23 protein-coding genes and 2 tRNA genes are annotated in these 24,235 nt (G+C 44.2%); 23 read left to right on the top strand and 2 right to left on the bottom strand.

Going from position 1 to position 24,235, the window contains the following annotated elements; all coding sequences use genetic code 11:
- From asp5 to rsmA, 11 genes are all read left to right on the top strand, one after another.
- Positions 1-225 (top strand): accessory Sec system protein Asp5, encoded by a 225-nt coding sequence (gene asp5 / locus QM870_RS04635; RefSeq protein ID WP_003003038.1) that lies wholly within the window; start codon positions 1-3, stop codon positions 223-225.
- A 547-nt stretch (positions 226-772) separates the two neighbouring features.
- A complete protein-coding gene (locus tag QM870_RS04640) occupies positions 773-1,666 on the top strand; it encodes a TDT family transporter (protein WP_287303157.1) in 894 nt (297 codons plus the stop codon).
- Positions 1,667-1,751: 85 nt separating this feature from the next.
- Complete coding sequence (locus QM870_RS04645; protein WP_003002966.1) at positions 1,752-2,429, top strand: CPBP family intramembrane glutamic endopeptidase; 678 nt, start codon at positions 1,752-1,754, stop codon at positions 2,427-2,429.
- Positions 2,430-2,507: 78 nt separating this feature from the next.
- Positions 2,508-2,849: a ribonuclease P protein component gene (gene rnpA, locus QM870_RS04650; protein WP_003002960.1), complete on the top strand. Its 342-nt coding sequence runs from the start codon at positions 2,508-2,510 to the stop codon at positions 2,847-2,849.
- Position 2,850: 1 nt separating this feature from the next.
- On the top strand, positions 2,851-3,666 hold the full coding sequence (locus tag QM870_RS04655) for a YidC/Oxa1 family membrane protein insertase (RefSeq protein WP_003015944.1): 816 nt from the start codon (positions 2,851-2,853) through the stop codon (positions 3,664-3,666).
- Positions 3,667-3,681: 15 nt separating this feature from the next.
- Positions 3,682-4,629, top strand: coding sequence for an RNA-binding cell elongation regulator Jag/EloR (gene jag / locus QM870_RS04660; RefSeq protein ID WP_195189325.1), 948 nt, complete (start codon positions 3,682-3,684; stop codon positions 4,627-4,629).
- A 75-nt stretch (positions 4,630-4,704) separates the two neighbouring features.
- Entirely contained in the window at positions 4,705-5,334 is a 630-nt protein-coding gene (locus QM870_RS04665; RefSeq protein WP_155167239.1) for a ribonuclease P, read from the top strand.
- Positions 5,335-5,481: 147 nt separating this feature from the next.
- A complete protein-coding gene (gene rpmH / locus QM870_RS04670) occupies positions 5,482-5,616 on the top strand; it encodes a 50S ribosomal protein L34 (RefSeq protein ID WP_003003086.1) in 135 nt (44 codons plus the stop codon).
- Between the two features lie 125 nt (positions 5,617-5,741).
- Positions 5,742-6,512, top strand: a complete 771-nt coding sequence (locus QM870_RS04675; RefSeq protein ID WP_414368822.1) for a TatD family hydrolase — start codon at positions 5,742-5,744, stop codon at positions 6,510-6,512.
- Entirely contained in the window at positions 6,484-7,068 is a 585-nt protein-coding gene (rnmV, locus tag QM870_RS04680) for a ribonuclease M5 (protein ID WP_003008897.1), read from the top strand. Before QM870_RS04675 ends, rnmV begins: the two co-directional genes overlap by 29 nt.
- A 52-nt stretch (positions 7,069-7,120) precedes the next feature.
- Complete coding sequence (rsmA, locus tag QM870_RS04685) at positions 7,121-7,996, top strand: 16S rRNA (adenine(1518)-N(6)/adenine(1519)-N(6))-dimethyltransferase RsmA (protein ID WP_340280990.1); 876 nt, start codon at positions 7,121-7,123, stop codon at positions 7,994-7,996.
- 43 nt (positions 7,997-8,039) lie between these two features.
- On the opposite strand, the gene QM870_RS04690 is transcribed toward rsmA, so the two are convergent.
- Positions 8,040-8,128: transfer RNA gene (locus QM870_RS04690), tRNA-Ser, on the bottom strand.
- Between the two features lie 4 nt (positions 8,129-8,132).
- Positions 8,133-8,215: transfer RNA gene (locus QM870_RS04695), tRNA-Leu, on the bottom strand.
- A 248-nt stretch (positions 8,216-8,463) separates the two neighbouring features.
- Between QM870_RS04695 and rsgA the strand changes: the two genes are divergently transcribed.
- From rsgA to QM870_RS04755, 12 genes are all read left to right on the top strand, one after another.
- Entirely contained in the window at positions 8,464-9,342 is an 879-nt protein-coding gene (gene rsgA / locus QM870_RS04700; protein WP_031573894.1) for a ribosome small subunit-dependent GTPase A, read from the top strand.
- A gap of 14 nt (positions 9,343-9,356) precedes the next feature.
- On the top strand, positions 9,357-10,016 hold the full coding sequence (gene rpe / locus QM870_RS04705; RefSeq protein ID WP_023919231.1) for a ribulose-phosphate 3-epimerase: 660 nt from the start codon (positions 9,357-9,359) through the stop codon (positions 10,014-10,016).
- Positions 10,009-10,641, top strand: a complete 633-nt coding sequence (locus tag QM870_RS04710) for a thiamine diphosphokinase (RefSeq protein ID WP_414368825.1) — start codon at positions 10,009-10,011, stop codon at positions 10,639-10,641. Before rpe ends, QM870_RS04710 begins: the two co-directional genes overlap by 8 nt.
- Position 10,642: 1 nt before the next feature.
- On the top strand, positions 10,643-11,893 hold the full coding sequence (locus QM870_RS04715; protein ID WP_414368827.1) for a DNA recombination protein RmuC: 1,251 nt from the start codon (positions 10,643-10,645) through the stop codon (positions 11,891-11,893).
- Positions 11,880-12,824 carry a 3'-5' exoribonuclease YhaM family protein gene (locus tag QM870_RS04720; RefSeq protein WP_061591429.1) on the top strand — a complete coding sequence of 315 codons (945 nt, stop codon included), beginning with the start codon at positions 11,880-11,882 and terminating at the stop codon, positions 12,822-12,824. The genes QM870_RS04715 and QM870_RS04720 overlap by 14 nt, the downstream gene beginning before the upstream one ends.
- A gap of 135 nt (positions 12,825-12,959) precedes the next feature.
- Complete coding sequence (purR, locus tag QM870_RS04725) at positions 12,960-13,775, top strand: pur operon repressor (protein WP_003012466.1); 816 nt, start codon at positions 12,960-12,962, stop codon at positions 13,773-13,775.
- Positions 13,776-13,798: 23 nt separating this feature from the next.
- The gene (locus QM870_RS04730) at positions 13,799-14,335 is read left to right on the top strand and encodes a hypothetical protein (RefSeq protein WP_414352937.1); all 537 of its coding nucleotides are present in this window, start codon (positions 13,799-13,801) and stop codon (positions 14,333-14,335) included.
- Positions 14,336-14,540: 205 nt separating this feature from the next.
- Entirely contained in the window at positions 14,541-14,954 is a 414-nt protein-coding gene (gene rpsL, locus QM870_RS04735) for a 30S ribosomal protein S12 (RefSeq protein ID WP_003003125.1), read from the top strand.
- Between the two features lie 19 nt (positions 14,955-14,973).
- Entirely contained in the window at positions 14,974-15,444 is a 471-nt protein-coding gene (rpsG, locus tag QM870_RS04740) for a 30S ribosomal protein S7 (RefSeq protein ID WP_003003105.1), read from the top strand.
- Positions 15,445-15,750: 306 nt separating this feature from the next.
- Entirely contained in the window at positions 15,751-17,832 is a 2,082-nt protein-coding gene (fusA, locus tag QM870_RS04745) for an elongation factor G (protein ID WP_003003071.1), read from the top strand.
- 279 nt (positions 17,833-18,111) lie between these two features.
- Positions 18,112-19,122 carry a type I glyceraldehyde-3-phosphate dehydrogenase gene (gene gap, locus QM870_RS04750; RefSeq protein ID WP_003003093.1) on the top strand — a complete coding sequence of 337 codons (1,011 nt, stop codon included), beginning with the start codon at positions 18,112-18,114 and terminating at the stop codon, positions 19,120-19,122.
- A gap of 234 nt (positions 19,123-19,356) precedes the next feature.
- A complete protein-coding gene (locus QM870_RS04755; protein WP_414368829.1) occupies positions 19,357-24,147 on the top strand; it encodes an endo-beta-N-acetylglucosaminidase in 4,791 nt (1,596 codons plus the stop codon).
- The last annotated feature ends 88 nt before the right edge of the window (positions 24,148-24,235 follow it).

Raw genomic sequence — 24,235 nt, forward strand, 5'->3', positions numbered from 1 at the left:
ATGGAAATGGTATTTGCAATCGGGATCTCGATCTTATCCCTCGCTCTTGTGGTTCTGATCACCCTGCAGCCTCGCCAACAACAATCGCTTTCAACAGATGCGACCAGTAACCTAGGAAAACCAAGTTACTGGCGGTCCCACCGTGGACTCAAGCTAGCGACCCTTGTTGTTAGTATTGTCTTTCTCGTATCCTTATTTCTTTATATGATGGTCGTACAGGCCTAATTTCTAATAGAATGGATAAAAAGAAGTTGGTATTCTCCAACTTCTTTTAGAATGTAATCTATCTGTTTCTTACCTAATGCAACCTAAATGATACTTAAAAAATTAAAGAGATATCAACTATTAGGCTTACTTAGACATCTATTGAAACTTTCCTTAGGTGAGTACGGACGTCAGCGAACTTCGAGGAAGTTCCATGACTTAGTTTTGGACCTAAGGTTCCAAAACTCCCGAGTGCTAGAAACAAGAATGTTTCTAGCACTTATCTCACGGCGGAAAGTTTCTAAGATGACTCTATCTACAATTTGAAGAGGCTAGGACAAAAGTCCTAGCCTCTCAATTATTTTTGGATTGTCGAGCAAGACGCAGTGGTTGAGTGGGCTCTACTACGCTGATTTCATCAGCTTTTACACCCCTACTCAACTGTGCGGAGGTGGGACGACGAAATCGAATTCTAACGAATTACCGATTTCTGTCCCACTCTCTTTTTTTATCCTGCTTCCTTCTCTTTTATGGTATACTGAAAGCGACAACATGATTGGAGCTTCCGATGAAAAAGATCCCCTTAGTATTTTCAGGATGTCTGTTAGGACTGGTTGGCGCTGGAAACCTTCTTGCAGACTCGCTACCCTTCCTTGCTCACGCCTTTAGTCTGACAGGTTTGTTCTTCTGGTTTTTCTTTGTCGTTTATCATGCGATTCGCTGGCAAGAAACCAAGATAGAATTCCAACAACCAGCCCTTTTATCTGGGATGGCGACTTTTCCCATGGCAGGGATGATTCTATCCACCTATCTTTTGCGCCTCTTTCCAGCCTTTGGGGGTCTATCACAGTTGGTCTGGTGGTCTGCCTTTCTCTTGGATCTGGGCTTAATTCTCTATTTTACCAAGACACATGTCCTAGCGCGACCAAGAGCCAATGCCACTCCCAGTTGGACCGTTCTCTATGTGGGCATTGCAGTAGCAGCCTTGACTTATCCAGTTGTAGGAATCAGAGAGATTGCTTATCTCGCTTTAGTGATTGGTTTTGGTTTGACCTTTCTTCTTTATCCCCTTATCTATCATGATTTGAAGCAGTCCCCTTTACCCAGTCATCTATTGGGCCAAGAAGGCATCTATTGTGCTCCCTTTTCCCTTCTTTTAGCAGCCCTGGTTCGTGTGGGTGGAGCAAGCCTTCCTGTCTGGTTCTTACTGATCATGGTGTTGGCCTCGCAAGGTTTTTATTTCTTTGTTTTGACGCGCCTACCGAGAATGATCACAGAAGGTTTTCAACCTGCTTTTTCAGCTCTGACCTTTCCAACAGTTATCACAGCGACCTCTTTGAAAATGGCCCAAGGCTTGTTGCAACTACCTTTCTTGACAGCTCTCGTATGGCTGGAAACTCTTCTTTGTCTCTTGATTTTAGTCGCTGTCTTAGGTGGTTATGTGGCCTATCTCAGAGAGTAGGAAGGCATCCTTTTTCATTGAAACCTTGTCACGATTATGGTAAGATGCACTATACGATTTGTCAGACTTTATAGGAAAGGTATCTATGAAATTCATCAAAGGAAAGCTCTCACTGCTGTATCCCCTCTTTCTGCTCTTGTTTTATTTTTATGTTCGGCCTCAATTTCGCCCCTTGGCCCAGTATGTCTCCAATAGTGTAGCAAGCGCCAATAGCTATTATTGGACCTTATTTGGCCTAGAAGGCCTCTATGCAGTCTTTACAGGATTTTTGGTCTATCGTTTTTCTAAAAAAGCGCAGTTTAAGCTGGGGAAGAATCCTCTTCAAGCTCTGATAGAAGCCGTTTTTGCGGCCTGCTTGGTTTACTGGTTGGACTACTTCATCAGTGGTTTTGTTCAAGGACGGGCAGCTGTTTTGAGTCTGTTTCCACGGGAAATTAGCCCCACAGGAGTGCTAATCTTAGTGATCGCAATGGTTATCATCCGGCCAGTGACAGAAGAGCTGATCTTTCGTGGAGCCTTGGTGAATGCCTACTTCAAAGGCTGGAAACTCTATGCTGAGATTTGGCTTCCAGCCCTCATCTACAGTGGCTTACATTTTCTCCACAATCCCTTTTCGCTGGGAGCTTCTATCATCTATCTCCTGCCGAGTGTGATTTTTGGGATCCTGTATTATCGGAGCAAGACGCTCCTTTCTCCTATTTTAGCTCATATCTTGCTCAATCTTTACTACACCTTGCCTTTACTTTTATCTGTATTTAAGTAGCAACCGATTTCCTGAGTGAGATTGGTTTTTTTTGAAAATATGGTATAATAGAATAAATTTAAAAGAGGGAGTTGAGGTTTGAAAAAAAGCTACCGCGTCAAACGTGACAAAGATTTTAATGCTATTTTTAAAAGTGGTCAAAATGTTGCCAATCGGAAATTCGTTGTTTACCGCTTGCGCAAAGACCAACCGCATTTTCGAGTCGGCCTGTCTGTTAGTAAGAAACTGGGAAATGCTGTGACCAGAAATCGCATCAAACGTTTGATTCGCCATGTTTTGATCAAACACCAAGCCTTCCTTACGACCGATGATTTTGTTGTCATTGCTCGTAAAGGAGTGGAGGAGCTCGACTTTCATCAAGTAGAGAAAAATCTTGTACATGTCTTAAAATTAGCGCATGTCTACCAAGAAAGGGAATAATGTGAAAAAGAAACTGAAGTTAACTGGATTATTAGGAGCAGCCTTATTGGTCTTGACAGCTTGTGGAACCTCTCAAGTGACAGCTCAGTCGACAGGTGGTTGGGAACGCTTCGTCTACTTCTTTGCAGAAGCCATCCGCTTCTTGTCCTTTGGCGGAAGTATCGGTGTAGGGATTATCGTCTTTACCATTGTCATACGGACGGTCCTCTTGCCTCTCTTCCAATATCAAATGAATTCAACCCGCAAAATGCAGGAAATTCAACCCCTCCTCAAGGAATTGCAAGCTAAGTATCCTGGGAAGGATCTTGATAGTCGGACCAAGCTTTCCGAAGAGATGCGGGCCCTTTACAAGGAAAAAGGTGTCAAAACGTCTTCAGCCTTCCTTCCTCTCTTAATCCAGATGCCGGTCTTGATGGCCTTGTTCCAAGCGCTGAGCCGTGTCGAATTCCTTAAAGTCGGTCACTTTCTCTGGTTGGACCTTGGCGCGATCGATCCGACTTATATCTTGCCAGTTCTTGCAGCACTCTTCACATTTTTCAGCAGTTGGTTGACCAATAAAGCCATGCCAGAGCGCAATGGTAGTGCGACAACCATGATGTATGTGATGCCTGTGATGATCTTCTTCTTTGCCTTGTTCTCAGCCAGCGGGGTCGCACTGTACTGGGTGACTTCCAATGCTTACCAAGTCGGGCAAACCTATCTCTTGAACAACCCCTTCAAGATTATTGCAGAGCGTGAAGCAAAAGAACAAGCTTCGCGCGACATGGAAAAACAAAAACGCCGTGCCCTAAACAAAGCACAGAAAAAGAAAAAATAAGAAAGAGGTGGACATATGGTCCTATATACTGGAGCAACTGTTGAAGAAGCGATTCAAAAAGGTCTGAACGATTTAGATATTCCTCGTATGAAGGCACATATTACGGTTGTAGCGCGTGAAAAGAAAGGTTTTCTTGGCTTGTTTGGGAAAAAACCAGCCCAAGTAGAGATTGAGCCGATTGCAGAAACAACTGTTGTGAAAGCCAATCAAAAAGCTGTCAAAGGTGTCCCAGATGAGATCAATGCGCAAAACGAACCGGTGAAGACGGTGAGCGAAGCAACGGTCGATCTCGGACGCGTCGTTGCAGCGATCAAAAAGGTCGAAGAAGAAGGAGAAGTTGTCTCTGAAGAAATCAAGACAGAAATCCTGAAACATGACAAAGAAGCAGATACCGTTCTTGAAGAAAAAGGACATGAACATATCCTTGAAAAAGTTAAAGAACCAGCGACAAAAGAATCAAGCGAATCTGATTTCTCAAACCTTGGTATCGAGGTAGAGGAAAACTACAACATCGAAGAAGTCGTAGATGATGTGACAGCCTATGTTCAAACCGTGGTCGATGAAATGGATGTGGATGCGGCCATCTCAAGCAGTCACAACCGCCGTACGGTCAATATGCAAATTGATACCAATGAGCCAGGACGTGTCATTGGTTACCACGGAAAAGTCTTGAAGGCTCTTCAACTTTTGGCGCAAAATTACCTCTATAACCGCTACTCAAAGAATTTTTACATTACCATTAATGTCAATGACTATGTAGAACACCGGGCAGAAGTTCTTCAAAGCTATGCTCAGAAGTTGGCAACACGTGCCCTCGAAGATGGGCAAGCCCAACAGACAGATCCGATGTCAAACAGTGAACGCAAAATCATTCACCGGATCGTCTCTAAGATGGAAGGAGTCACTAGCTACTCTGAAGGGGAAGAACCAAACCGTTACGTGGTGGTAGACATCGAAGGATAATCTAGCTATTATTTCCCATAAGGGAGAGACGGGATTGAGCCGATCTCTCCTTTTTTAGGTTTAGAAAGGAAGCAAATGGCATTTGCAGCGATTCGAGAGTTTTTAAAGCTTCAAGGAATTCACTACCAGGCCCCAGCAAAGGCTGGGGTGCTAGCCTCAGAGATGGAGCAGTATCGTGCCCTAGCTCAAGCGGCTCGTAAGGAATTCACCGATTTAGTCTCAGCCTTTCAGAAGCGCCACCCCTACTTGGAGCAAGATCGGACCAGTCAATGGATGAACCAGGCCCAGGTCTTGCGGCCTCATTTTTGGGCCTATCTAAAAGGAGAAGGGACGATGGCAGAGCCTATGTTTGCCTTGAGGCTCTATGGAGATGCAGTTAATTTTGGAGTTTCCTTAGAGGTGAGTTTTATCGAGCGAAAAAAAGATGAGCACAGCCTTCAAAAACAACACATGGTTCTCACCCTTCCCATCACTCAGCCAGTTTATTATTTCGCCCAGAAAAATGGAGAGAGTCAAAGGGTAGAGGGAACAGAAAAGAATCGCCATGATTTGTTACAAGCAGTAGCAGACGGAGCGGTTCGTAAGGTCCTCGTCAAATACGATGTTTCTCTAGTCGAGGAAGGTTCTCTTGAGGATATCCTGGAACAGTTGCAAGAGGCGCTGGTGGCTCTGGAACCCTATTACTTGGCAACCCGTCAGGTGTAGAAAGGTTTTCTCCAACCTGTATTTGCAACAATTTTGCCATAGCTATTGACAAATAGAGTCGAATCAGATAGAATAGTAAAGTATGTTTAGTAACTGATCACAACTAGCCGGCTAAACGAATACAAAATCTATGAGGAGGTATTCATCGTGAAACGTACTTATCAACCAAGTAAACTTCGTCGTGCGCGCAAACATGGTTTCCGTCACCGTATGGCAACTAAAAATGGTCGTCGCGTATTGGCAGCTCGTCGTCGTAAAGGACGCAAAGTTTTGGCTGCCTAATTCAGATAAAAACCTAAAAACCAGTAGAAACTCGAGACTACTGGTTTTTGTTTTGTCCGAAAGTGAATTTAGAGGCGCTTTCTGCTATAATAGAAAGAAGAAAAACTCGGAAGAAAAGGAAGATCATGCAGATTTTTGATACCCACACCCATCTCAATGTGGAAGAATTCGCAGGAAAAGAACAAGAAGAGCTCGACTTGGCCAAGGAAATGGGTGTTGTAGCCCACAATATCGTTGGTTTTGACAAACCGACGATTGAGCGTGCCATGGAGTTGGCAGACCAGCATCCAGAACTCTATCTCACGCTTGGTTGGCACCCCACTGAGGCGGGAGATTATACTCCTGAAGTGGAGGCCTATTTACTTGAACAGCTAAAACATCCTAAAGTTGTCGCACTCGGAGAAATCGGTCTGGATTACCACTGGATGACGTCACCAAAAGATGTCCAAGAAAAGGTTTTTCGTCGTCAGATTCAATTGTCTAAAGAGTTGGACTTGCCTTTTGTGGTGCATACACGTGATGCTTTAGAAGATACTTATGCCATCATCAAGAGTGAAGGAGTCGGTCCTTGCGGTGGGATCATGCATTCTTTCTCAGGAAGTTTAGAAGAAGCGAAACGCTTCATGGATTTGGGAATGATGATTTCTTTTTCTGGAGTGGTGACCTTTAAGAAGGCAACAGATGTCCAAGAAGCGGCAGCTGGCCTTCCGCTCGAGAAGATCTTGGTTGAAACAGACGCCCCTTACCTGGCACCAGTTCCCAAACGTGGTCGGGAAAATAAAACAGCCTACACTCGTTATGTGGTAGATTTTATTGCAGAACTACGTGGCTTAACAACAGAAGAAGTGGCTCAGGCAACCTATGACAATGCAAGAAAGGTATTTGGCCTTGACTGAGAAAAGAAAAATACCAGAAGTGATTGTCGTGGAGGGCAAGGACGACACAGCTAATCTCCGTCGTTTTTATGAGGTGGATACCTATGAAACGCGAGGTTCTGCGATCGATCAAGATGACTTGGAACGAATTGCTACCTTGCAGGAGTTGCGTGGGGTCATTGTCTTTACCGATCCAGACTACAATGGCGAGCGCATTCGCAAGATCATTATGCAAGAGGTGCCCCAGGCCAAACATGCCTTTTTAAATCGTGGCGAAGCAGTGCCTAAATCCAAGACTAAGGGGCGTTCCTTGGGAGTGGAGCATGCCAGTTTTGAAGACTTAGAAAAAGCCCTAGCTGGACTGGTCGGGTCTTACGAAGATGAAAATTTCTTTGATATCACAAAGACCGACTTGATGCGTCTCGGTCTTTTGATGGGAAGCGATAGTCGCAAACGACGAGAATACTTAGGAGAAGCCTTGCGCATCGGCTACTGCAATGGCAAGCAATTGATCAAACGCTTGGAGTTGTTTGGAATTTGTTTGGCCCAAGTCGAAGAGGCGATGGCCAGTTATTAAGACGGAAGTAGAGGGGATCCTTTACCCCTAAACTGATTAGAAAAGAGAAAAAATGAGAATTGCAGATTATAGCGTGACCAAGGCAGTGCTGGAGCGTCACGGATTTACCTTTAAAAAATCCTTCGGTCAAAACTTCTTGACCGATACCAACATCCTTCAAAAAATTGTGGATACGGCTGAGATTGATAGGCAAGTCAATGTCATCGAAATCGGTCCTGGAATTGGGGCTCTGACTGAGTTTTTGGCAGAAAATGCCGCAGAAGTGATGGCCTTTGAAATTGACGACCGTTTGGTTCCCATCTTAGCGGATACCTTGCGGGAGTTTGACAATGTCACGGTTGTTAACCAAGACATCCTCAAGGTAGATCTCAACCAGTACATCGCAGAGTTTAAAAATCCAGACCTTCCGATCAAGGTGGTGGCTAACCTTCCTTACTACATTACGACTCCCATCCTCATGCACTTGATCGAATCCAAGATTCCTTTCCAAGAATTTGTGGTCATGATGCAAAAAGAGGTGGCAGACCGCATCTCAGCTGAGCCCAACACCAAAGCTTATGGTTCGTTATCCATTGCTGTCCAATACTATATGACTGCTAAGGTAGCCTTTATTGTACCTCGCACCGTCTTTGTGCCAGCACCAAACGTCGACTCTGCCATTTTGAAGATGGTCCGTCGCGAAGAACCAGCAGTAGCCGTCAAGGATGAAGATTTCTTCTTCTCTGTCAGCAAGGCTAGCTTTGTCCACCGCCGCAAAACACTTTGGAACAACTTGACCAGTCGCTTTGGCAAGACCGAAGAAATCAAAACCAAGCTGGAAGCAGGAATCCAAGCTGCAGGCCTGCAACCTTCTGTACGAGGAGAAGCTCTTAGCTTAGAAGACTTCGCTCGCCTAGCAGATGGCCTTCTAGAAGCAGGAATAAAATAACAGAAAAGCCATAGGTTATAACCTATGGCTTATTTGTATCGTAAGGAAAGGACGGGATTTGAACCCGCGCGTGAATAAAATCCACTTGCCGGATTTCGAGTCCGGTGCCGTACCGAGCTGGGCCACCTTTCCAAGATGCGGAGAAAGGGATTTGAACCCTCACGCCCGAAGGGGCACATGCGCCTGAAGCATGCGTGTCTGCCGTTCCACCACCTCCGCATAGTTCTATTATACACTTTTTAGGAAAAATGCCAAGGAAAAAAAGGAAGGTGCCCTTTCCCGAATTCTGCTAAAAGACAAGTCATAACGGATACTCCGTCTTCTGTTTCTATCCGTTTAAAAAACGAACCTATTCATTTCTAAAAGCGTTCGGAGAGGTTCACTTTTCGTTTTTTATTATCAAGCAATCCAGCCTTATTTCTCATTTTTTGGTATAATAGATAGTATTAATCTCAAAGGAGTGCGATTTGCAAGGAACAATCGTCAAGGCCTTGGCTGGCTTCTACTACGTGGAGTCAGACGGTCACATTTACCAGACACGGGCTCGTGGAAATTTTAGAAAAAAAGGACAGACTCCTTATGTGGGGGATCAGGTGGAGTTCTCTGCTGAAGAGAATTCAGAAGGCTACATTTTGAGCATTGCGCCTCGAAAAAATAGCCTCGTGCGTCCTCCTATTGTCAATATTGATCAGGCAGTAGTGATCATGTCAGCGAAGGAGCCGGATTTCAATGCCAATCTTTTAGACCGTTTTCTGGTTCTTTTGGAGCACAAGGGGATTCATCCCATTGTCTATATTTCAAAACTGGACTTGTTAGAAGATATGGAAGACATCCACTACTACCAAGGAATCTATCAGGCTATTGGCTACGACTTTGTCTTGTCGATTGAGGAACTCTTGCCCCTTTTGACCAATCAAACCACGGTCTTTATGGGACAGACCGGTGTAGGAAAATCGACCTTGCTCAATAAAATCGCTCCGGATCTGGAGCTTGAAACGGGTGAGATTTCAGATAGTCTGGGGCGCGGTCGACACACGACCCGAGCTGTCAGCTTTTACCATTTAAATGGAGGAAAGATCGCAGATACGCCTGGCTTCTCCTCCCTCGATTATGAAGTGACGACCAGCGAAGACTTAAATCAAGCCTTCCCAGAGATCGCCGATGTGAGCCACTCTTGTAAATTTCGTACCTGTACCCACACGCATGAGCCCGCTTGTGCGGTGAAACCAGCCGTTGAAAGAGAGGAAATTGCGCCTTTCCGTTATGAGGATTACTTGCAATTTCTAAGTGAGATTGAAAACCGTCGCGAAACCTATAAAAAAGTTTCGAAAAAAATGCCAAAATAGGAGACACTACAACGATGAAAACAATGAAAATTGCACCCTCAATTTTGAGTGCAGATTATGCCAATTTTGAAAGTGAATTGAAACGCTTAGAAGCAGCTGGAGCTGACTATGCCCATATCGATGTCATGGATGGCCATTTTGTGCCCAATATCAGCTTTGGAGCTGGTGTCGTAGAGAGCATGCGTCCGCATAGCAAGTTGGTCTTTGATTGCCACTTGATGGTCACCAATCCCGAACACCATATCGAAGAATTTGCCCGTGCAGGTGCTGACATCATCAGCATCCATGTGGAAGCTACTCCTCATATCCACGGAGCTCTTCAAAAAATTCGTCAAGCGGGTGTGAAGGCTAGTGTCGTGATCAACCCAGGGACTCCTGTAGACAGTATCAAACATGTCTTGAACTTGGTGGATCAAGTCTTGGTTATGACCGTTAATCCAGGATTCGGTGGCCAAGCCTTCTTGCCTGAAACCATGGACAAGGTGCGCGAATTAGTCGCTCTTCGTGAAGAAAAAGGTTTAGACTTTGATATCGAAGTGGATGGTGGAATTGATGCTCAAAGTATTTCCCAAGCAAAAGAAGCCGGGGCCAATGTCTTTGTAGCGGGCTCTTATGTCTTTAATGGGGAGGTCAATGAGCGCGTTCAAACGCTCCGAGATGCTGTAAATGGGTAACATCGCAATACTGGCAGGAGGTGACAGCACGCTCTTGCCAAAAGATCAAGAGCTTTACGTAGGTGTCGACGGTGGCTGTTTGAAGTTACTGGAACAAGGTCTGCCTTTAGATATAGCTGTGGGAGATTTCGATTCCGTCTCTGAGACCGATTTGCGCAAGATCCGAACCCAAGCCAAGCAAGTTGTTCAATCCGTCCCGGAAAAGAACGATACGGATTTGGAATTGGCCTTGAAAGCAGCCTTTGAGGCCTATCCAGATGCTGCTGTCACCGTTTATGGTGCCTTTGGCGGTCGCTTGGATCACTTTTTGTCCAATATCTTTTTGCCGACCGATCCAGACCTAGCTCCCTACATGGAGCAGATCCAATTAGTCGACGGTCAAAATCGCTTGATCTACAGACCAGCTGGTTGCCATGAGATTCAGCCAGATCCTGCCATGTCCTATGTTGGTTTTATGCCTGTCGGACAAGGCCACTTAGAGATCACAGGGGCCAAGTATCCGCTCCATCAGGAGAATTATTTTTTGAAGGCCATGTATGGCTCCAACGAATTTTTGGATCAACCGATTCAAGTGAGTCTTAACCGTGGCTATCTTGTCATTGTTTATAGTAAAGACAGAGGTTAATATGAATATCATTCTGCTTCTGATTGGCCTGCTCAATCTGGGCCTCCTCATCTATTTCTTGCAACGGTCAGATGATACAAGACCGGCTTTACGAGAGATGCTGGAAGACCATGAGGATCATTTGACAGACCAGTTGGACTATCGTTTTGAAAAAGAAAGACAAGCAAACCAGATTGCCAATCAGCAGTTAGAGATCGCCCTGACAGATCGCTTAACCGAGATGCGAGTGGAGATCCACCAGCAGACGACGGCTCTGCGCGCTGAGATGAATGAGCACTTTACTAAAAATCGGGACAAAACAGATGAGCGTATGCGCCAGATCCAAGAGTCCAATGAAGTGCGGCTAGAACAGATGCGCCAAACGGTAGAAGAAAAATTGGAGAAAACCTTGCAGCACCGTTTGCAGACCTCCTTTGAGACGGTTTCAAAACAATTGGAATCGGTCAACAAAGGGCTGGGAGAAATGCAGACGGTGGCGCGAGATGTTGGAACCCTCAATAAAGTTCTCTCCAATACCAAGACGCGTGGGATTATGGGCGAATTGCAACTGGGCCAAATTATTGAAGATATCTTGACCCCAGCCCAGTATGAGCGGGAGTTTGTCACCGTTCCCCAATCCAGTGAGCGCGTGGAGTATGCCATTAAGCTTCCAGGGCAAGGAGAGGAGCCAGTCTATCTGCCAATTGACTCTAAATTCCCACTGGAAGACTACTATCGTCTGGAAGAAGCTTATGAATCAGGAGAGAAAGAGGAGATCGAGCGTTACCGCAAGGCCCTTCTTGCTAGTATCAAGCGTTTTGCTAAGGATATCCAACAAAAATACCTCTTTCCACCAGCGACGACTAATTTCGGAATTCTCTTTTTGCCAACTGAAGGCCTCTATTCCGAAGTGGTTCGCAATCCAGAATTCTTCGATCGCTTGCGTCGGGACGAACAAATTTTAGTGGCTGGGCCAAGTACGTTATCAGCCCTCTTGAACTCCTTGTCTGTTGGCTTTAAAACGCTCAACATCCAAAAGAGTGCAGATGACATTAGCAAGGTGTTGGGATCGGTCAAATCAGAATTCCATAAGTTTGGAGGGATTCTGGCCAAGACTCAGCGCCATTTAAAGAATGCTTCCAATAATATTGATGATTTGCTAACCAGACGGACCAGTGCCATCGAGCGGACACTCCGCCAAATCGAAAGCGATGAGGACCTGCTGGGACTAGATGTATATATAGAAGATGGAGAAGATGATGGTCAAAATTAGCCAAATGAAAAAAGATGAATTGTTCGAAGGATTCTATTTAATCAAGTCAGCAGAAGTGCGTCAAACGCGGGCCGGGAAAAACTACCTCGCCTTTGTCTTCCAGGATGAGACCGGTACAATCGAAGGTAAACTATGGGATGCCCAACCTCACAATGTAGAGAGTTTTATGGCTGGGCGCGTGGTCCATATGTCTGGACGTCGAGAAGTTTACAATAATACTCCGCAAGTCAACCAATTAAACATGCGCTTGCCCCAAGCAGGAGAGCCCAACAATCCAGCTGACTTTAAGGAAAAACCACCAGTAGATCCCAAGGAATTGCATGAATACCTGTCAAACATGATTTTCAAAATTGAAAATCCAGTCTGGCAACGGATTGTCCGTGCCCTCTATGGGAAATATGAGAAAGAGTTTTATAGTTATCCAGCTGCTAAGACCAACCACCATGCCTTTGAAGCAGGTCTTGCTTATCATACAGCGACCATGGTCCGCTTGGCAGATAGTATCGGAGATATCTATCCTCAGTTGAATAAGAGCTTGCTCTTTGCAGGGATTATGTTACACGATTTGGCCAAAGTGATTGAGTTGACGGGCCCTGAGAATACAGAATACACTGTTCGGGGCAACCTCATCGGCCACATTGCACTGATCGATGAAGAAATCACCAAGGTCTTGCAAGACTTGAAGATTGATGATCAAAAAGAAGAAGTCATCGTCCTTCGCCATGTGATCTTGAGTCACCATGGCTTGCTCGAATACGGTAGTCCCGTTCGTCCAAAAATCATGGAAGCAGAGATTATTCATATGATCGATAATTTGGATGCGGAAATGATGATGATGACAACAGCACTTGGCTTAATTGGTCCTGGCGAAATGACCAATAAAATCTTTGCTATGGAAAATCGTTCCTTCTATAAACCGAATCTCGACTAGTAAAAACAGCGAGAAATACGGGAATGATTCTGCCAAAAATGAAATAATCAGGAAAAAACGGCCTTCTGTAAATCAGAATGTTCGTTTTTTTCTGTTCTTATGGTATAATGATAGAAAAAACTACATGGTGAGAAAATGAAATTAAGAAGAAGTGAACGGATGGTCGTGATTTCTAATTACTTGATCAACCATCCCTATGAATTGACTAGCCTCAATACGTTTGCGGAAAAATATGAGTCTGCCAAGTCTTCCATCTCAGAAGATATCGTGATCATTAAGCGTGCGTTTGAAGAGATGGAAATCGGAAATATTGAGACCATCACAGGAGCTGGTGGAGGCGTGATCTTTACACCGTCTATCTCAGATCAAGAATCCAAAGAAATCGTCGAAGATCTTTGCAAGCAACTGTCTGAAAGTGATCGTATCCTTCCTGGTGGCTACATTTACCTGTCTGATCTTTTGAGCAATCCAAAGATTTTGAATCGGATCGGCCGCATCATTGCCAAAGCCTTCCGGGATAAGAAGATTGATGCTGTCATGACCGTAGCGACCAAGGGAGTTCCTTTAGCGAATGCAGTGGCCAATGTCTTGAATGTTCCATTCGTCATTGTCCGTCGTGATTTGAAAATCACAGAAGGGTCAACCGTTAGTGTCAACTATGTTTCAGGCTCAAGTGGGGATCGCATTGAGAAAATGTTCCTTTCAAAACGGAGCCTAAAAGCAGGAAGCCGGGTCTTGATTGTCGATGACTTCCTTAAAGGTGGCGGAACGATTAACGGGATGGTCAGCCTCTTGGCTGAATTCGATTCTGAATTAGCCGGGGTAGCTGTCTTTGCGGATAATGCTGCAACCGACCGTGAATTCTTTGAACACAAATCCTTATTGCGCGTGACCAACATCGATGTAAAAGAAAATAAATTGAGTGTCGAAGTTGGGAATATCTTTGATTAAGAGCAACAAAGGAGGATCAAAAAGTGAAAAGAATTTTAGATCGATTTGATAATAGTCCTTTGTGGATTCGCTTGGTGACAGTTCTGTCTCTATCCTTTATTTTGGTAGCTGGCTTGTATACCGTTAAAAAGAATACGGCTGCCCAGGTAACGACAGAAATTCAACCTGCTAAAAAAACAGGATCCCTTCCAGTGAAAAAGGAAACAAAGGAAGAAAAAGAAAAGAAGGAAGAAAAGAAAAATACAGAAGCTGCTGAAAAAGCAGTCGTTCAAATGGAAACAACGCCAAGTCAAGATTCTGTGAACGCTGCCCAAGCTGCTGTGAAGAAAGTCAAAGATGCGACTCAAAAGCAATCGCTTGATGCCCGTATCCAATACATCGCTAACTATTATGGACTGACCTATGAGAGTGACACAGCGGCAACGCAGCAGACTCAAACAGACGCTAATACCAATGCTGGAGTAGCTGGAGCCAATGCGACAGTTCAACCACAACAGCAACAACAGTATGCTCCGGCTGCAGATGCAGGGGCAGAAGTACCTGCTGAAGCTGGTCAATAATGAACTTTTTCGACTTCTTTAAAAAATAAAAAAACATCTTGCAATCAAAGTGCCGTCATGTTATAATAATAGACGGTACTTTTTACTTTTGGTCTCTCAAGAGTGTACAGGGACGTGCTGACAAATGTTGCAAAAGTACACACAGATGGTAGCTGTCACCAAGTGTACCATCACCAAAAATAAAAAATTTCACAGGAGAATGTAGATGCCTACAATTAACCAATTGGTTCGCAAACCGCGTAAATCAAAAGTAGAAAAATCTAAATCACCAGCTTTGAACGTTGGTTACAACAGTCATAAAAAAGTTCAAACAAACGTTTCTTCACCACAAAAACGTGGTGTTGCAACTCGTGTTGGAACAATGACACCTAAAAAACCTAACTCTGCCCTTCGTAAATTTGCCCGTGTACGTTTGAGCAACTTGATCGAAGTAACTGCTTATATCCCAGGTATCGGACACAACTTGCAAGAACACAGCGTGGTTCTTCTTCGTGGTGGACGTGTAAAAGACCTTCCAGGGGTACGTTACCATATCGTCCGTGGAGCACTTGATACTGCAGGTGTAAACGATCGTAAACAAGGCCGTTCTAAATACGGTACTAAAAAACCAAAAGCATAAGGAAAGGGGATAAAGAAAAATGAGTCGTAAAAACCGTGCGCCTAAACGCGATGTATTGCCAGATCCGCTTTACAATTCACAATTAGTTACTCGTCTTATCAACCGCGTTATGCTTGATGGTAAACGTGGTACAGCTGCTTCAATCGTTTACGGAGCTTTCGAACAAATTAAAGAAGCTACTGGAAACGATGCTCTTGAAGTATTCGAAACAGCTATGGAAAACATCATGCCTGTACTTGAAGTACGTGCTCGCCGTGTCGGTGGTTCTAACTACCAAGTCCCAGTTGAAGTTCGTCCAGAACGTCGTACAACACTTGGACTTCGTTGGTTGGTAACAATCGCTCGTCAACGTGGTGAACACACAATGGTTGATCGTCTTGCAAAAGAAATCTTGGATGCAGCGAACAACACTGGTGCAGCTGTTAAGAAACGTGAAGATACTCACCGTATGGCTGAAGCTAACCGTGCATTCGCACACTTCCGCTGGTAAGAAAATGATACTAAGAGCGGCAAAGGCCCAAGGCAAAAATAGGAAACTGATGCAGTGTTCGATGAACACAAAGCAGTTTATCTTTTTTGCACCGGGCCTCGCTCGGGTTCAAATCAGTTAACTTGAGCTTTTAGCCCGAGTTCAATTAAGCTTCGTCAGCTCTTGAACCCAATTCAACTCTTCTTACAAGTTGGAACCAAAACTTAGCATGAAAACACTGAAAACGGGTAGGTCCTGCCTATCCGTTTTTATTAAATCATGTTATAATAGAATATAGAAATAAAAAATATAGGAGAAACAAACCTCATGGCACGCGAATTTTCACTTGAAAAAACTCGTAATATCGGTATCATGGCTCACGTCGATGCTGGTAAAACAACTACAACTGAGCGTATCCTTTACTACACTGGTAAGATTCACAAAATCGGTGAAACTCACGAAGGTGCGTCACAAATGGACTGGATGGAGCAAGAGCAAGAACGTGGTATCACCATCACATCTGCCGCTACAACAGCTCAATGGAAAGACACTCGTGTAAACATCATCGACACACCAGGACACGTGGACTTCACTATCGAAGTTCAACGTTCACTCCGCGTTTTGGACGGTGCTGTAACCGTTCTTGACTCACAATCAGGTGTTGAACCTCAAACTGAAACAGTTTGGCGTCAAGCAACTGAATACGGAGTTCCTCGTATCGTATTCGCAAACAAGATGGATAAAATCGGTGCTGACTTCCTTTACTCAGTAAGCACACTTCATGACCGTCTTCAAGCAAACGCTCACCCAATTCAATTGCCAATCGGTGCTGAAGATGACTTCCGCGGAATCATTGACTTGATCAAGATGAAAGCTGAAATCTATACGAACGACCTTGGTACAGATATCCTTGAAGAAGATATTCCAGCTGAATACCTTGAACAAGCTCAAGAATACCGTGAAAAATTGGTTGAAGCAGTTGCTGAAACTGATGAAGACTTGATGATGAAATACCTTGAAGGGGAAGAAATCACTAACGAAGAATTGAAAGCTGGTATCCGTAAAGCTACAATCAACGTTGAATTCTACCCAGTACTTTGTGGTTCTGCCTTCAAGAACAAAGGGGTTCAATTGATGTTGGATGCAGTCCTTGACTACCTTCCAAGCCCACTTGATATCCCTGCAATCAAGGGTGTAAACCCAGATACAGACGAAGAAGAAGAACGTCCAGCATCTGATGAAGAGCCATTTGCAGCTCTTGCCTTCAAGATCATGACTGACCCATTTGTAGGTCGTTTGACATTCTTCCGTGTTTACTCAGGTGTCTTGAACTCAGGTTCATACGTCTTGAACACTTCTAAAGGTAAACGTGAACGTATCGGACGTATCCTTCAAATGCACGCCAACACTCGTAAAGAAATCGAAACAGTTTACTCTGGAGATATCGCTGCTGCCGTTGGTTTGAAAGATACTACAACTGGTGACTCATTGACAGATGAAAAAGCAAAAATCATCCTTGAATCAATCGAAGTTCCAGAACCAGTTATCCAATTGATGGTTGAGCCTAAATCTAAAGCAGACCAAGACAAGATGGGTATCGCCCTTCAAAAATTGGCTGAAGAAGATCCAACATTCCGCGTTGAAACAAACCCTGAAACTGGTGAAACAGTTATCTCTGGTATGGGTGAGTTGCACTTGGATGTCCTTGTTGACCGTATGAAACGTGAATTCAAGGTTGAAGCTAACGTTGGTGCCCCTCAAGTATCTTACCGTGAAACATTCCGCGCTTCTACACAAGCACGTGGATTCTTCAAACGTCAATCTGGTGGTAAAGGTCAGTTTGGTGATGTTTGGATCGAATTTACTCCAAACGAAGAAGGTAAAGGATTCGAGTTCGAAAATGCGATCGTCGGTGGTGTGGTTCCACGTGAATTCATCCCTGCAGTAGAAAAAGGACTTCAAGAATCTATGGCGAACGGTGTCCTTGCTGGTTACCCAATGGTTGACGTGAAAGCTAAGCTTTACGATGGTTCATACCACGATGTCGACTCATCTGAAACTGCCTTCAAGATCGCTGCATCTCTTGCGCTTAAAGAAGCTGCTAAGACTGCACAACCAGCTATCCTTGAACCAATGATGCTTGTAACCATCACAGTTCCTGAAGAAAACCTTGGGGATGTTATGGGTCACGTAACTGCTCGTCGTGGACGTGTAGATGGTATGGAAGCACACGGTGCAAGCCAAATCGTTCGTGCTTATGTGCCACTTGCTGAAATGTTCGGTTACGCTACTGTCCTTCGTTCTGCAACTCAAGGACGTGGTACCTTCATGATGGTATTTGACCACTACGAAGATGTACCAAAATCAGTACAAGAAGAAATCATTAAAAAAGCTAAAGGTGAAGCTTAATTTACCAATGCTTAAAAACTCTTCCCACTTTGGGAAGAGTTTTTCTTTGTTCCAAAAGTGAGTACAAGTAAAATAGCGCTTTTCCTATCGATCAAGACTTTGTGAAAAACTTTAATAAAAGAGGTGGTGATCTATGATAAATCTTGCTTTTCGTTGGGAAATAGTTGCTTTTTAATGCAATAAAGTATATAATAGAGACTGTTAAAAGATGTTTGGCGCTGTGTCAAGTTACTCTTTTCACAAAAAATTTTTTTGATTTTCATAAGGAGGAAATCACGAATGGTAGTTAAAGTTGGTATTAACGGTTTCGGTCGTATCGGACGTCTTGCTTTCCGTCGTATCCAAAACGTAGAAGGTGTTGAAGTTACACGCATCAACGACCTTACAGATCCAGTTATGCTTGCACACTTGTTGAAATACGATACAACTCAAGGTCGTTTCGACGGTACTGTGGAAGTTAAAGAAGGTGGATTCGAAGTTAACGGTAAATTCGTTAAAGTTTCTGCTGAACGCGATCCAGAACAAATCGACTGGGCTAACGACGGTGTAGAAATCGTTCTTGAAGCAACTGGTTTCTTTGCTACTAAAGCAGCTGCTGAAAAACACTTGCATGCTGGTGGTGCTAAGAAAGTTGTTATCACTGCTCCTGGTGGATCAGATGTTAAAACAGTCGTATTTAACACTAACCACGATATTCTTGATGGTACTGAAACAGTTATCTCAGGTGCTTCATGTACTACAAACTGCTTGGCTCCAATGGCTAAAGCTCTTCAAGATAACTTCGGTGTTGTTGAAGGATTGATGACTACTATCCACGCTTACACTGGTGACCAAATGATCCTTGATGGTCCACACCGTAAAGGTGACCTTCGTCGTGCACGCGCTGGTGCTGCTAACATCGTTCCTAACTCAACTGGTGCTGCTAAAGCAATCGGTTTGGTTATCCCTGAATTGAACGGTAAATTGGACGGAGCTGCACAACGTGTTCCTGTTCCAACTGGATCAGTTACTGAATTGGTAGTTGTTCTTGACAAGAACGTTACTGTTGATGAAGTGAACGCAGCTATGAAAGCAGCTTCAAACGAATCATACGGTTACACTGAAGATCCAATCGTTTCTTCAGACGTTGTAGGTATGTCTTACGGATCATTGTTTGACGCAACTCAAACTAAAGTTATTGACGTTGACGGTAAACAATTGGTTAAAGTTGTTTCATGGTATGACAACGAAATGTCTTACACTGCACAACTTGTTCGTACTCTTGAATACTTCGCAAAAATTGCTAAATAATTCATGCGTATGATGAGAGGAGGGAAACCTCCTCTTTTTTTGTACTTTTTTTAGGGCTTTCTCATCATATTATAGGAATTGCTAAAATAGATTGACAGTGCTAAATAGATTAGGGTATCCTATTCTTGATTGGAGATTTCTAATACAAGAAAATGAAAGCGATTACAGGTCGTAGAGAAAGGAGCCAATGGAAATCGCTCAAGAAAAAGAAAAAAACCATACAAGGAGGTCAAGATGAAAGGTCATCTATTTGAAAAGAAAGAACGATTTAGTATACGAAAATTCAGTGTGGGAGTTTGTTCCACATTGATTGGGTTAGCATTTTTAGGGACAGGCGCTGTCTCTGCAGATGAGGCGGTTTCTACTAGTGAACAACCCTTAGAAACCTCTTCAGTAGCGACCGAAGACGTCAATCATTTAGTGAGAGAAGCTGGTGTCTATACTGCAGATGCGGCACTTCCTACAGCTGATCCTGCAAAACCAGCCGCAGAAGCGGTCACTCCAGAGGCTAGGCCTACAAGTACAGAAGCTAGCTCGACAACTACAGATACTCCAGCTGTTTCAGAGACTGAAAAACCGAAAGCTACTGCTGAGAAAGTGGCTGATTTACCAACCAATGAAGAAAAACAATTAAGACCCAAAGAAGTTAAGTTCGATACCTGGGACGATCTCTTGAAGTGGGAACCAGGAAAACGAGTGGATGACGATATGAACAGAGCAAGCGTTCCACTTGCGAGTCGTTTCCAAGGAAAACAAATTAATGAACAAGCCAACCCTGAAGCGAAGATCCAAGCGCTGTCAAACATGAACTCCAAAGCCAAGGATCATGCGTCTGTCGGCGGGGAAGAGTTTAAGGCCTATGCTTTTGATTACTGGCAATATTTGGATTCCATGGTCTTTTGGGAAGGGCTGGTTCCATCAGCAGATGTGATCGATGCTGCCCACCGAAATGGGGTTCCTATTTATGGAACACTCTTTTATAACTGGTCTAGCAGTATCAAGGATCAAGAACATTTTGCAGAAACCTTGAAAGAAGATAGTGAAGGCTCTAAAACCTTCCCGATCGCCCGTAAATTAGTCGAACTTGCCAAGTACTATGGCTTTGATGGTTACTTTATCAACCAAGAAACAACCGGAAATCTTGTAGAACCATTGGGTCCAAAATTGAGAGATTTTCTTCTTTATACCAAGGAATATGCGAAGAGTCTCAACTATCCGATTAAGTATTCCTGGTATGATGCTATGACCTATGAATATGGCCGTTACCATGAGAATGCGCTGGGAGAATACAACTACAATTTCATGCAGCCAGAAAATGGGGAAAATCCTGTTGATACCTTCTTTGCTAACTTTAACTGGGGCAAATCAGAAGTTGATTATTCCATCAGCACAGCTAAATGGATTCATCGGAATCCTTATGATGTTCTAGCTGGACTCGAGCTCCAAAAAGGAGGCTCTTATAAGACTAATGTAGACTGGAATGCCATTTTAGATGAACATGGCAAGTTGCGTCTATCCCTTGGTCTTTATGCGCCAGATACGATTACAGGGCTAGGAAAGACTGGAGAAGGATACCATACCCATGAAGATCTATTCTGGACAGGTTTCCAAGGGGATCCGACTAAAGGAAAACCAGCAGACCAATCTTGGTACGGTATGTCTAATCTAGTAGTGGACAAAACCCCAATCACTAGTGAAGATTTCAATACTTCCTTTAATACTGGACACGGAAAACACTGGTTTGTGGATGGCAAGATTTCTAAAGAAGGGGAGTGGAACTACCGTTCTGTTTCTGGCTACCTTCCAACATGGCGTTGGTGGGTAGAGCATAGTGAGGATAGTGCGCCATTGAAAGGTCGTTATGATTTTGATCAAGCCTACAATGGAGGAAATTCTCTGGCCTTTGAAGGAGATCTAAAAGCCAATAGCAGTCAAAATGTCATGCTCTATTCGACCAAGATTCCAGTGACAGAAAAGACCAAATTGAGCGTCTCTCACAAGGGTGGAGTCGGTGCAGCTGCTTGGGTAGCTGTTGCCACCAAAGAAGACTACTCTGAATACGAATGGAAGGAATTGACACCGAGTGCAGATTGGTCTACTCAAACCTTTGATTTAGGAAGTTTGGCTGGCAAGACCATCTATGCTGTAAAGATGTTCTTTGACCATGATACGGATGTTAAAGATTACAAATTTAATCTCGGCCAATTGTCGATTACGTCAAACCAAGAGAAACCAGCGACTCCAGCAGAAGTAACCGTTCGAGCAAAACGTCTACAAAATGCGCAAGAAGCAGAAGCAGTTCTCAATTTTAAAGGGGTAGCAGATGCGGATTATTATGAAGTCTATGAAAAAAATGGCGACAACTGGCGTCTCTTAACAGGGTCTTCTGCGACAACCGTCTATCTACCAAAAGTTAGTCGTTCAGCAAGTGCTGAAGGAACCACTCAGGAACTAAAGGTTGTGGCAGTTGGGAAGAACGGTCAACGTTCGGATGCGGGAACTGTAGCCTTTGATTGGGGGATGACCGTGTCAGATACCAGTCTTCCAAAAGCCCTAGCACCAAACGTGGTCATCGGAGCCAAAGTGATCGGTTCGAGCTTCCCAGATGCGGATGGTAGTGAAGGCATCGAAGGTATGTTAAATGGTACCATTACCAGTCTTTCAGATAAATGGTCTTCTGCTCAATTGAGTGGAACCGTCGATATTCGCTTGACACAACCACGGACCATTGTTCGTTGGGTCATGGACCATGCCGGTGCGGGTGGAGAATCTGTCGACGATGGCAAGATGAATACCCGTGACTTCGACCTTTACTACAAGGATGAAGCGGGTGAATGGAAGCTTGCTAAGGAAGTTCGTGGCAATAAAGCCCATGTGTCCGACATTACACTCGACCATCCAATCAAGGCTCAAGACTGGCGTCTCCATGTCATTACGGCAGATAACGGCACCCCATGGCAAGCCATCAGGATTTACAACTGGAAGATGTATGAAAGTCTGGATACTGAAACGGTCAACATTCCGATGAAAAATGCCGCAGCGCAAAACCTAGGTAATCATTTTGTCCAAGTCGGTTTCAAAGATGTCCCAGCTAATACTACTCTGACTCTTTATGCCGATAAAGAAGCCACTAGTCCAATTGCGACCATGACAGCCGATCAAGCTGGAAATCTCATCTTTAAACCGCTCGCTTTTGAATCAACCCCGTCTCTTCTTTACTATCGTGCACAAGTTCCTGGTAAAGATATCAGTAATGTTTTGGCGATCGAAGTTCCAAAGAATGATAAAGAAATTGCGGGACTTCAATTTGAAGATGGATTGACTAAGAAGGTCTACCGGGAAGGCGATGCCCTTTCCTTGAAAGGGGCGACTCTCCGCGTTCATTATAAAGATGGCCAAGCAGATCAACTGGTCAATCTCACCAACTCAGGTGTAGAGATTCATGGATTTGACAGTAGCAAGCTTGGAGAACAACACCTAGAAGTCTCTTACCTTGGTCAGAAATTGGATAAGACCCTCACTGTTTTTGTGGTCAGTGCAGAGGAAGCAGGTGAAAAAGCAGTTGCTGGTCTAGAATTGACCGACAAACCAAAAGTGGAATATATTGTCGGAGAAGCATTGGAGAAGGAGGGTGGACGCTTTACAGTCGTCTTTGAAGATGAAACGACCGAAACGCATGCCTTGACAGATGAAGGGGTTGAAGTGACTGGCTTTGATACGACCAAGGAAGGTCGTCAAACCATAACTGTCCATTACAAAGGAGCTAGTACAAGCTTTGATGTCCTCGTGAATCCAAAACCAGCTCTCAACGATGAATACCTTAAGCAAAAATTGGCTGAAGCTGAAGCTGCAAAAGCCAAAGTAGACTTTACTTTTGCGACTCCTGAAGTCAAAGAAGCTTTGCTGGCTGGAATGGCTGCTTCTGAAAAAGTCTTGAAAGAGCATGATACCAGCACACAAGATCAAGTCAATGAGCAGTTGAACCAATTGACCGCTCTCTTGAAAGCCTTGGATGGTCAAGCCAATCTAACAAAAGAAAAAGAAGCTCTCTCTGCTCTGACAACAGAAGCGACTGCTCTATTAACAAGCAAGCCAAATCACCCTTCTGGAGAGGCTTTGCAGGCACTGGTTGAGAAAAATAAAGAGCTCCTAGCTTCTTCAGAGCTCACTCCTGAAGCGCTTGAAACAGCTAAGACAGGTCTAGAGACCTTGATTGCGCTCCTGAAAGAAGATAAGCCAGCGGTCTTTGTAGACCCTGCGACTGGAGTCGAAGTTCAATTCTCCAACTTAGAGCCAACCGTTGTCAAAGGACTAAAAGTCGCAAAAGTTGAAGCCAATCAGGTAGAAAAAGAAGAGCTGAAGGGCCGAGAAGGAATCGTATTTGATATTGAAGGCGTGGATGCAAGCGGTCAAGATATCGATACCCACCATCCATCCCTTGTGAAAATCCCTGTGGATAAGGATAAAGAAGTGGAGCAAGTTCTCTTCTTCCCAGAAGGTCAAGCTCCTCAATCCTTGGCCTTTGAGAGAGTTGGAGATGTAGTCATCTTTACAGCTCCTCACTTTACTCACTATGCGATTGTCTATAAGCCAGCACAAACGGAAGGACCAGATCAACCGATCCAACCAGAGGAACCGGCTAAACCTGATCAGCCTGTTCAACCAGCTCAACCAAATCAACCAGTCCAACCAGCTGCCCCAGTGACTCCGGATCCAGCTAATCCATTGAAGCCTACAGAGTCTTCTCAAGTGGATCAGTTGGCCCCAACGACTTCTACTCAAGCGGGTCATCAAGAGGAAGAACACAAGGATATGGTTGATCAAGAGATCCATCAGTTGTTAAGTGCCCACCAAGGAGCGAACTCACAGCCAACAGTTCAGCAAGAAACAAAAGATGCCAGCAAAGAAAGTCAATCGGAACACTTACCAAATACGGCAAGCCTAGAAGCTTCCTTTGCAGCTGAAGCTGTTCTCCTATCAGCCTTAGGCGGATTCCTCTTGGCTGGTAAGAAGAAAGAAGAGTAAGCCTTTTACAGGATTCTTTCGTTCTTTTAAAAAGTCACTCTCAAAAAAACCTCTCTGGTGAAAACCAGAGAGGTTTGATCTTGTATCT

The sequence above is a fragment of the Streptococcus parasanguinis genome (assembly GCF_047463195.1).
GTDB lineage: Bacteria > Bacillota > Bacilli > Lactobacillales > Streptococcaceae > Streptococcus > Streptococcus parasanguinis_R.

What these genes read in the sequence shown, in the direction of transcription:
- asp5 (WP_003003038.1), top strand. Translation starts at nt 1, where the DNA reads ATGGAAATGGTATTTGCAATCGGGATCTCGATCTTATCCCTCGCTCTT.
- QM870_RS04640 (WP_287303157.1), top strand. Translation starts at nt 773, where the DNA reads ATGAAAAAGATCCCCTTAGTATTTTCAGGATGTCTGTTAGGACTGGTT.
- QM870_RS04645 (WP_003002966.1), top strand. Translation starts at nt 1,752, where the DNA reads ATGAAATTCATCAAAGGAAAGCTCTCACTGCTGTATCCCCTCTTTCTG.
- jag (WP_195189325.1), top strand. Translation starts at nt 3,682, where the DNA reads ATGGTCCTATATACTGGAGCAACTGTTGAAGAAGCGATTCAAAAAGGT.
- QM870_RS04665 (WP_155167239.1), top strand. Translation starts at nt 4,705, where the DNA reads ATGGCATTTGCAGCGATTCGAGAGTTTTTAAAGCTTCAAGGAATTCAC.
- QM870_RS04675 (WP_414368822.1), top strand. Translation starts at nt 5,742, where the DNA reads ATGCAGATTTTTGATACCCACACCCATCTCAATGTGGAAGAATTCGCA.
- rnmV (WP_003008897.1), top strand. Translation starts at nt 6,484, where the DNA reads ATGCAAGAAAGGTATTTGGCCTTGACTGAGAAAAGAAAAATACCAGAA.
- rsmA (WP_340280990.1), top strand. Translation starts at nt 7,121, where the DNA reads ATGAGAATTGCAGATTATAGCGTGACCAAGGCAGTGCTGGAGCGTCAC.
- rpe (WP_023919231.1), top strand. Translation starts at nt 9,357, where the DNA reads ATGAAAACAATGAAAATTGCACCCTCAATTTTGAGTGCAGATTATGCC.
- QM870_RS04710 (WP_414368825.1), top strand. Translation starts at nt 10,009, where the DNA reads ATGGGTAACATCGCAATACTGGCAGGAGGTGACAGCACGCTCTTGCCA.
- QM870_RS04715 (WP_414368827.1), top strand. Translation starts at nt 10,643, where the DNA reads ATGAATATCATTCTGCTTCTGATTGGCCTGCTCAATCTGGGCCTCCTC.
- QM870_RS04720 (WP_061591429.1), top strand. Translation starts at nt 11,880, where the DNA reads ATGGTCAAAATTAGCCAAATGAAAAAAGATGAATTGTTCGAAGGATTC.
- purR (WP_003012466.1), top strand. Translation starts at nt 12,960, where the DNA reads ATGAAATTAAGAAGAAGTGAACGGATGGTCGTGATTTCTAATTACTTG.
- rpsL (WP_003003125.1), top strand. Translation starts at nt 14,541, where the DNA reads ATGCCTACAATTAACCAATTGGTTCGCAAACCGCGTAAATCAAAAGTA.
- rpsG (WP_003003105.1), top strand. Translation starts at nt 14,974, where the DNA reads ATGAGTCGTAAAAACCGTGCGCCTAAACGCGATGTATTGCCAGATCCG.
- fusA (WP_003003071.1), top strand. Translation starts at nt 15,751, where the DNA reads ATGGCACGCGAATTTTCACTTGAAAAAACTCGTAATATCGGTATCATG.
- gap (WP_003003093.1), top strand. Translation starts at nt 18,112, where the DNA reads ATGGTAGTTAAAGTTGGTATTAACGGTTTCGGTCGTATCGGACGTCTT.
- QM870_RS04755 (WP_414368829.1), top strand. Translation starts at nt 19,357, where the DNA reads ATGAAAGGTCATCTATTTGAAAAGAAAGAACGATTTAGTATACGAAAA.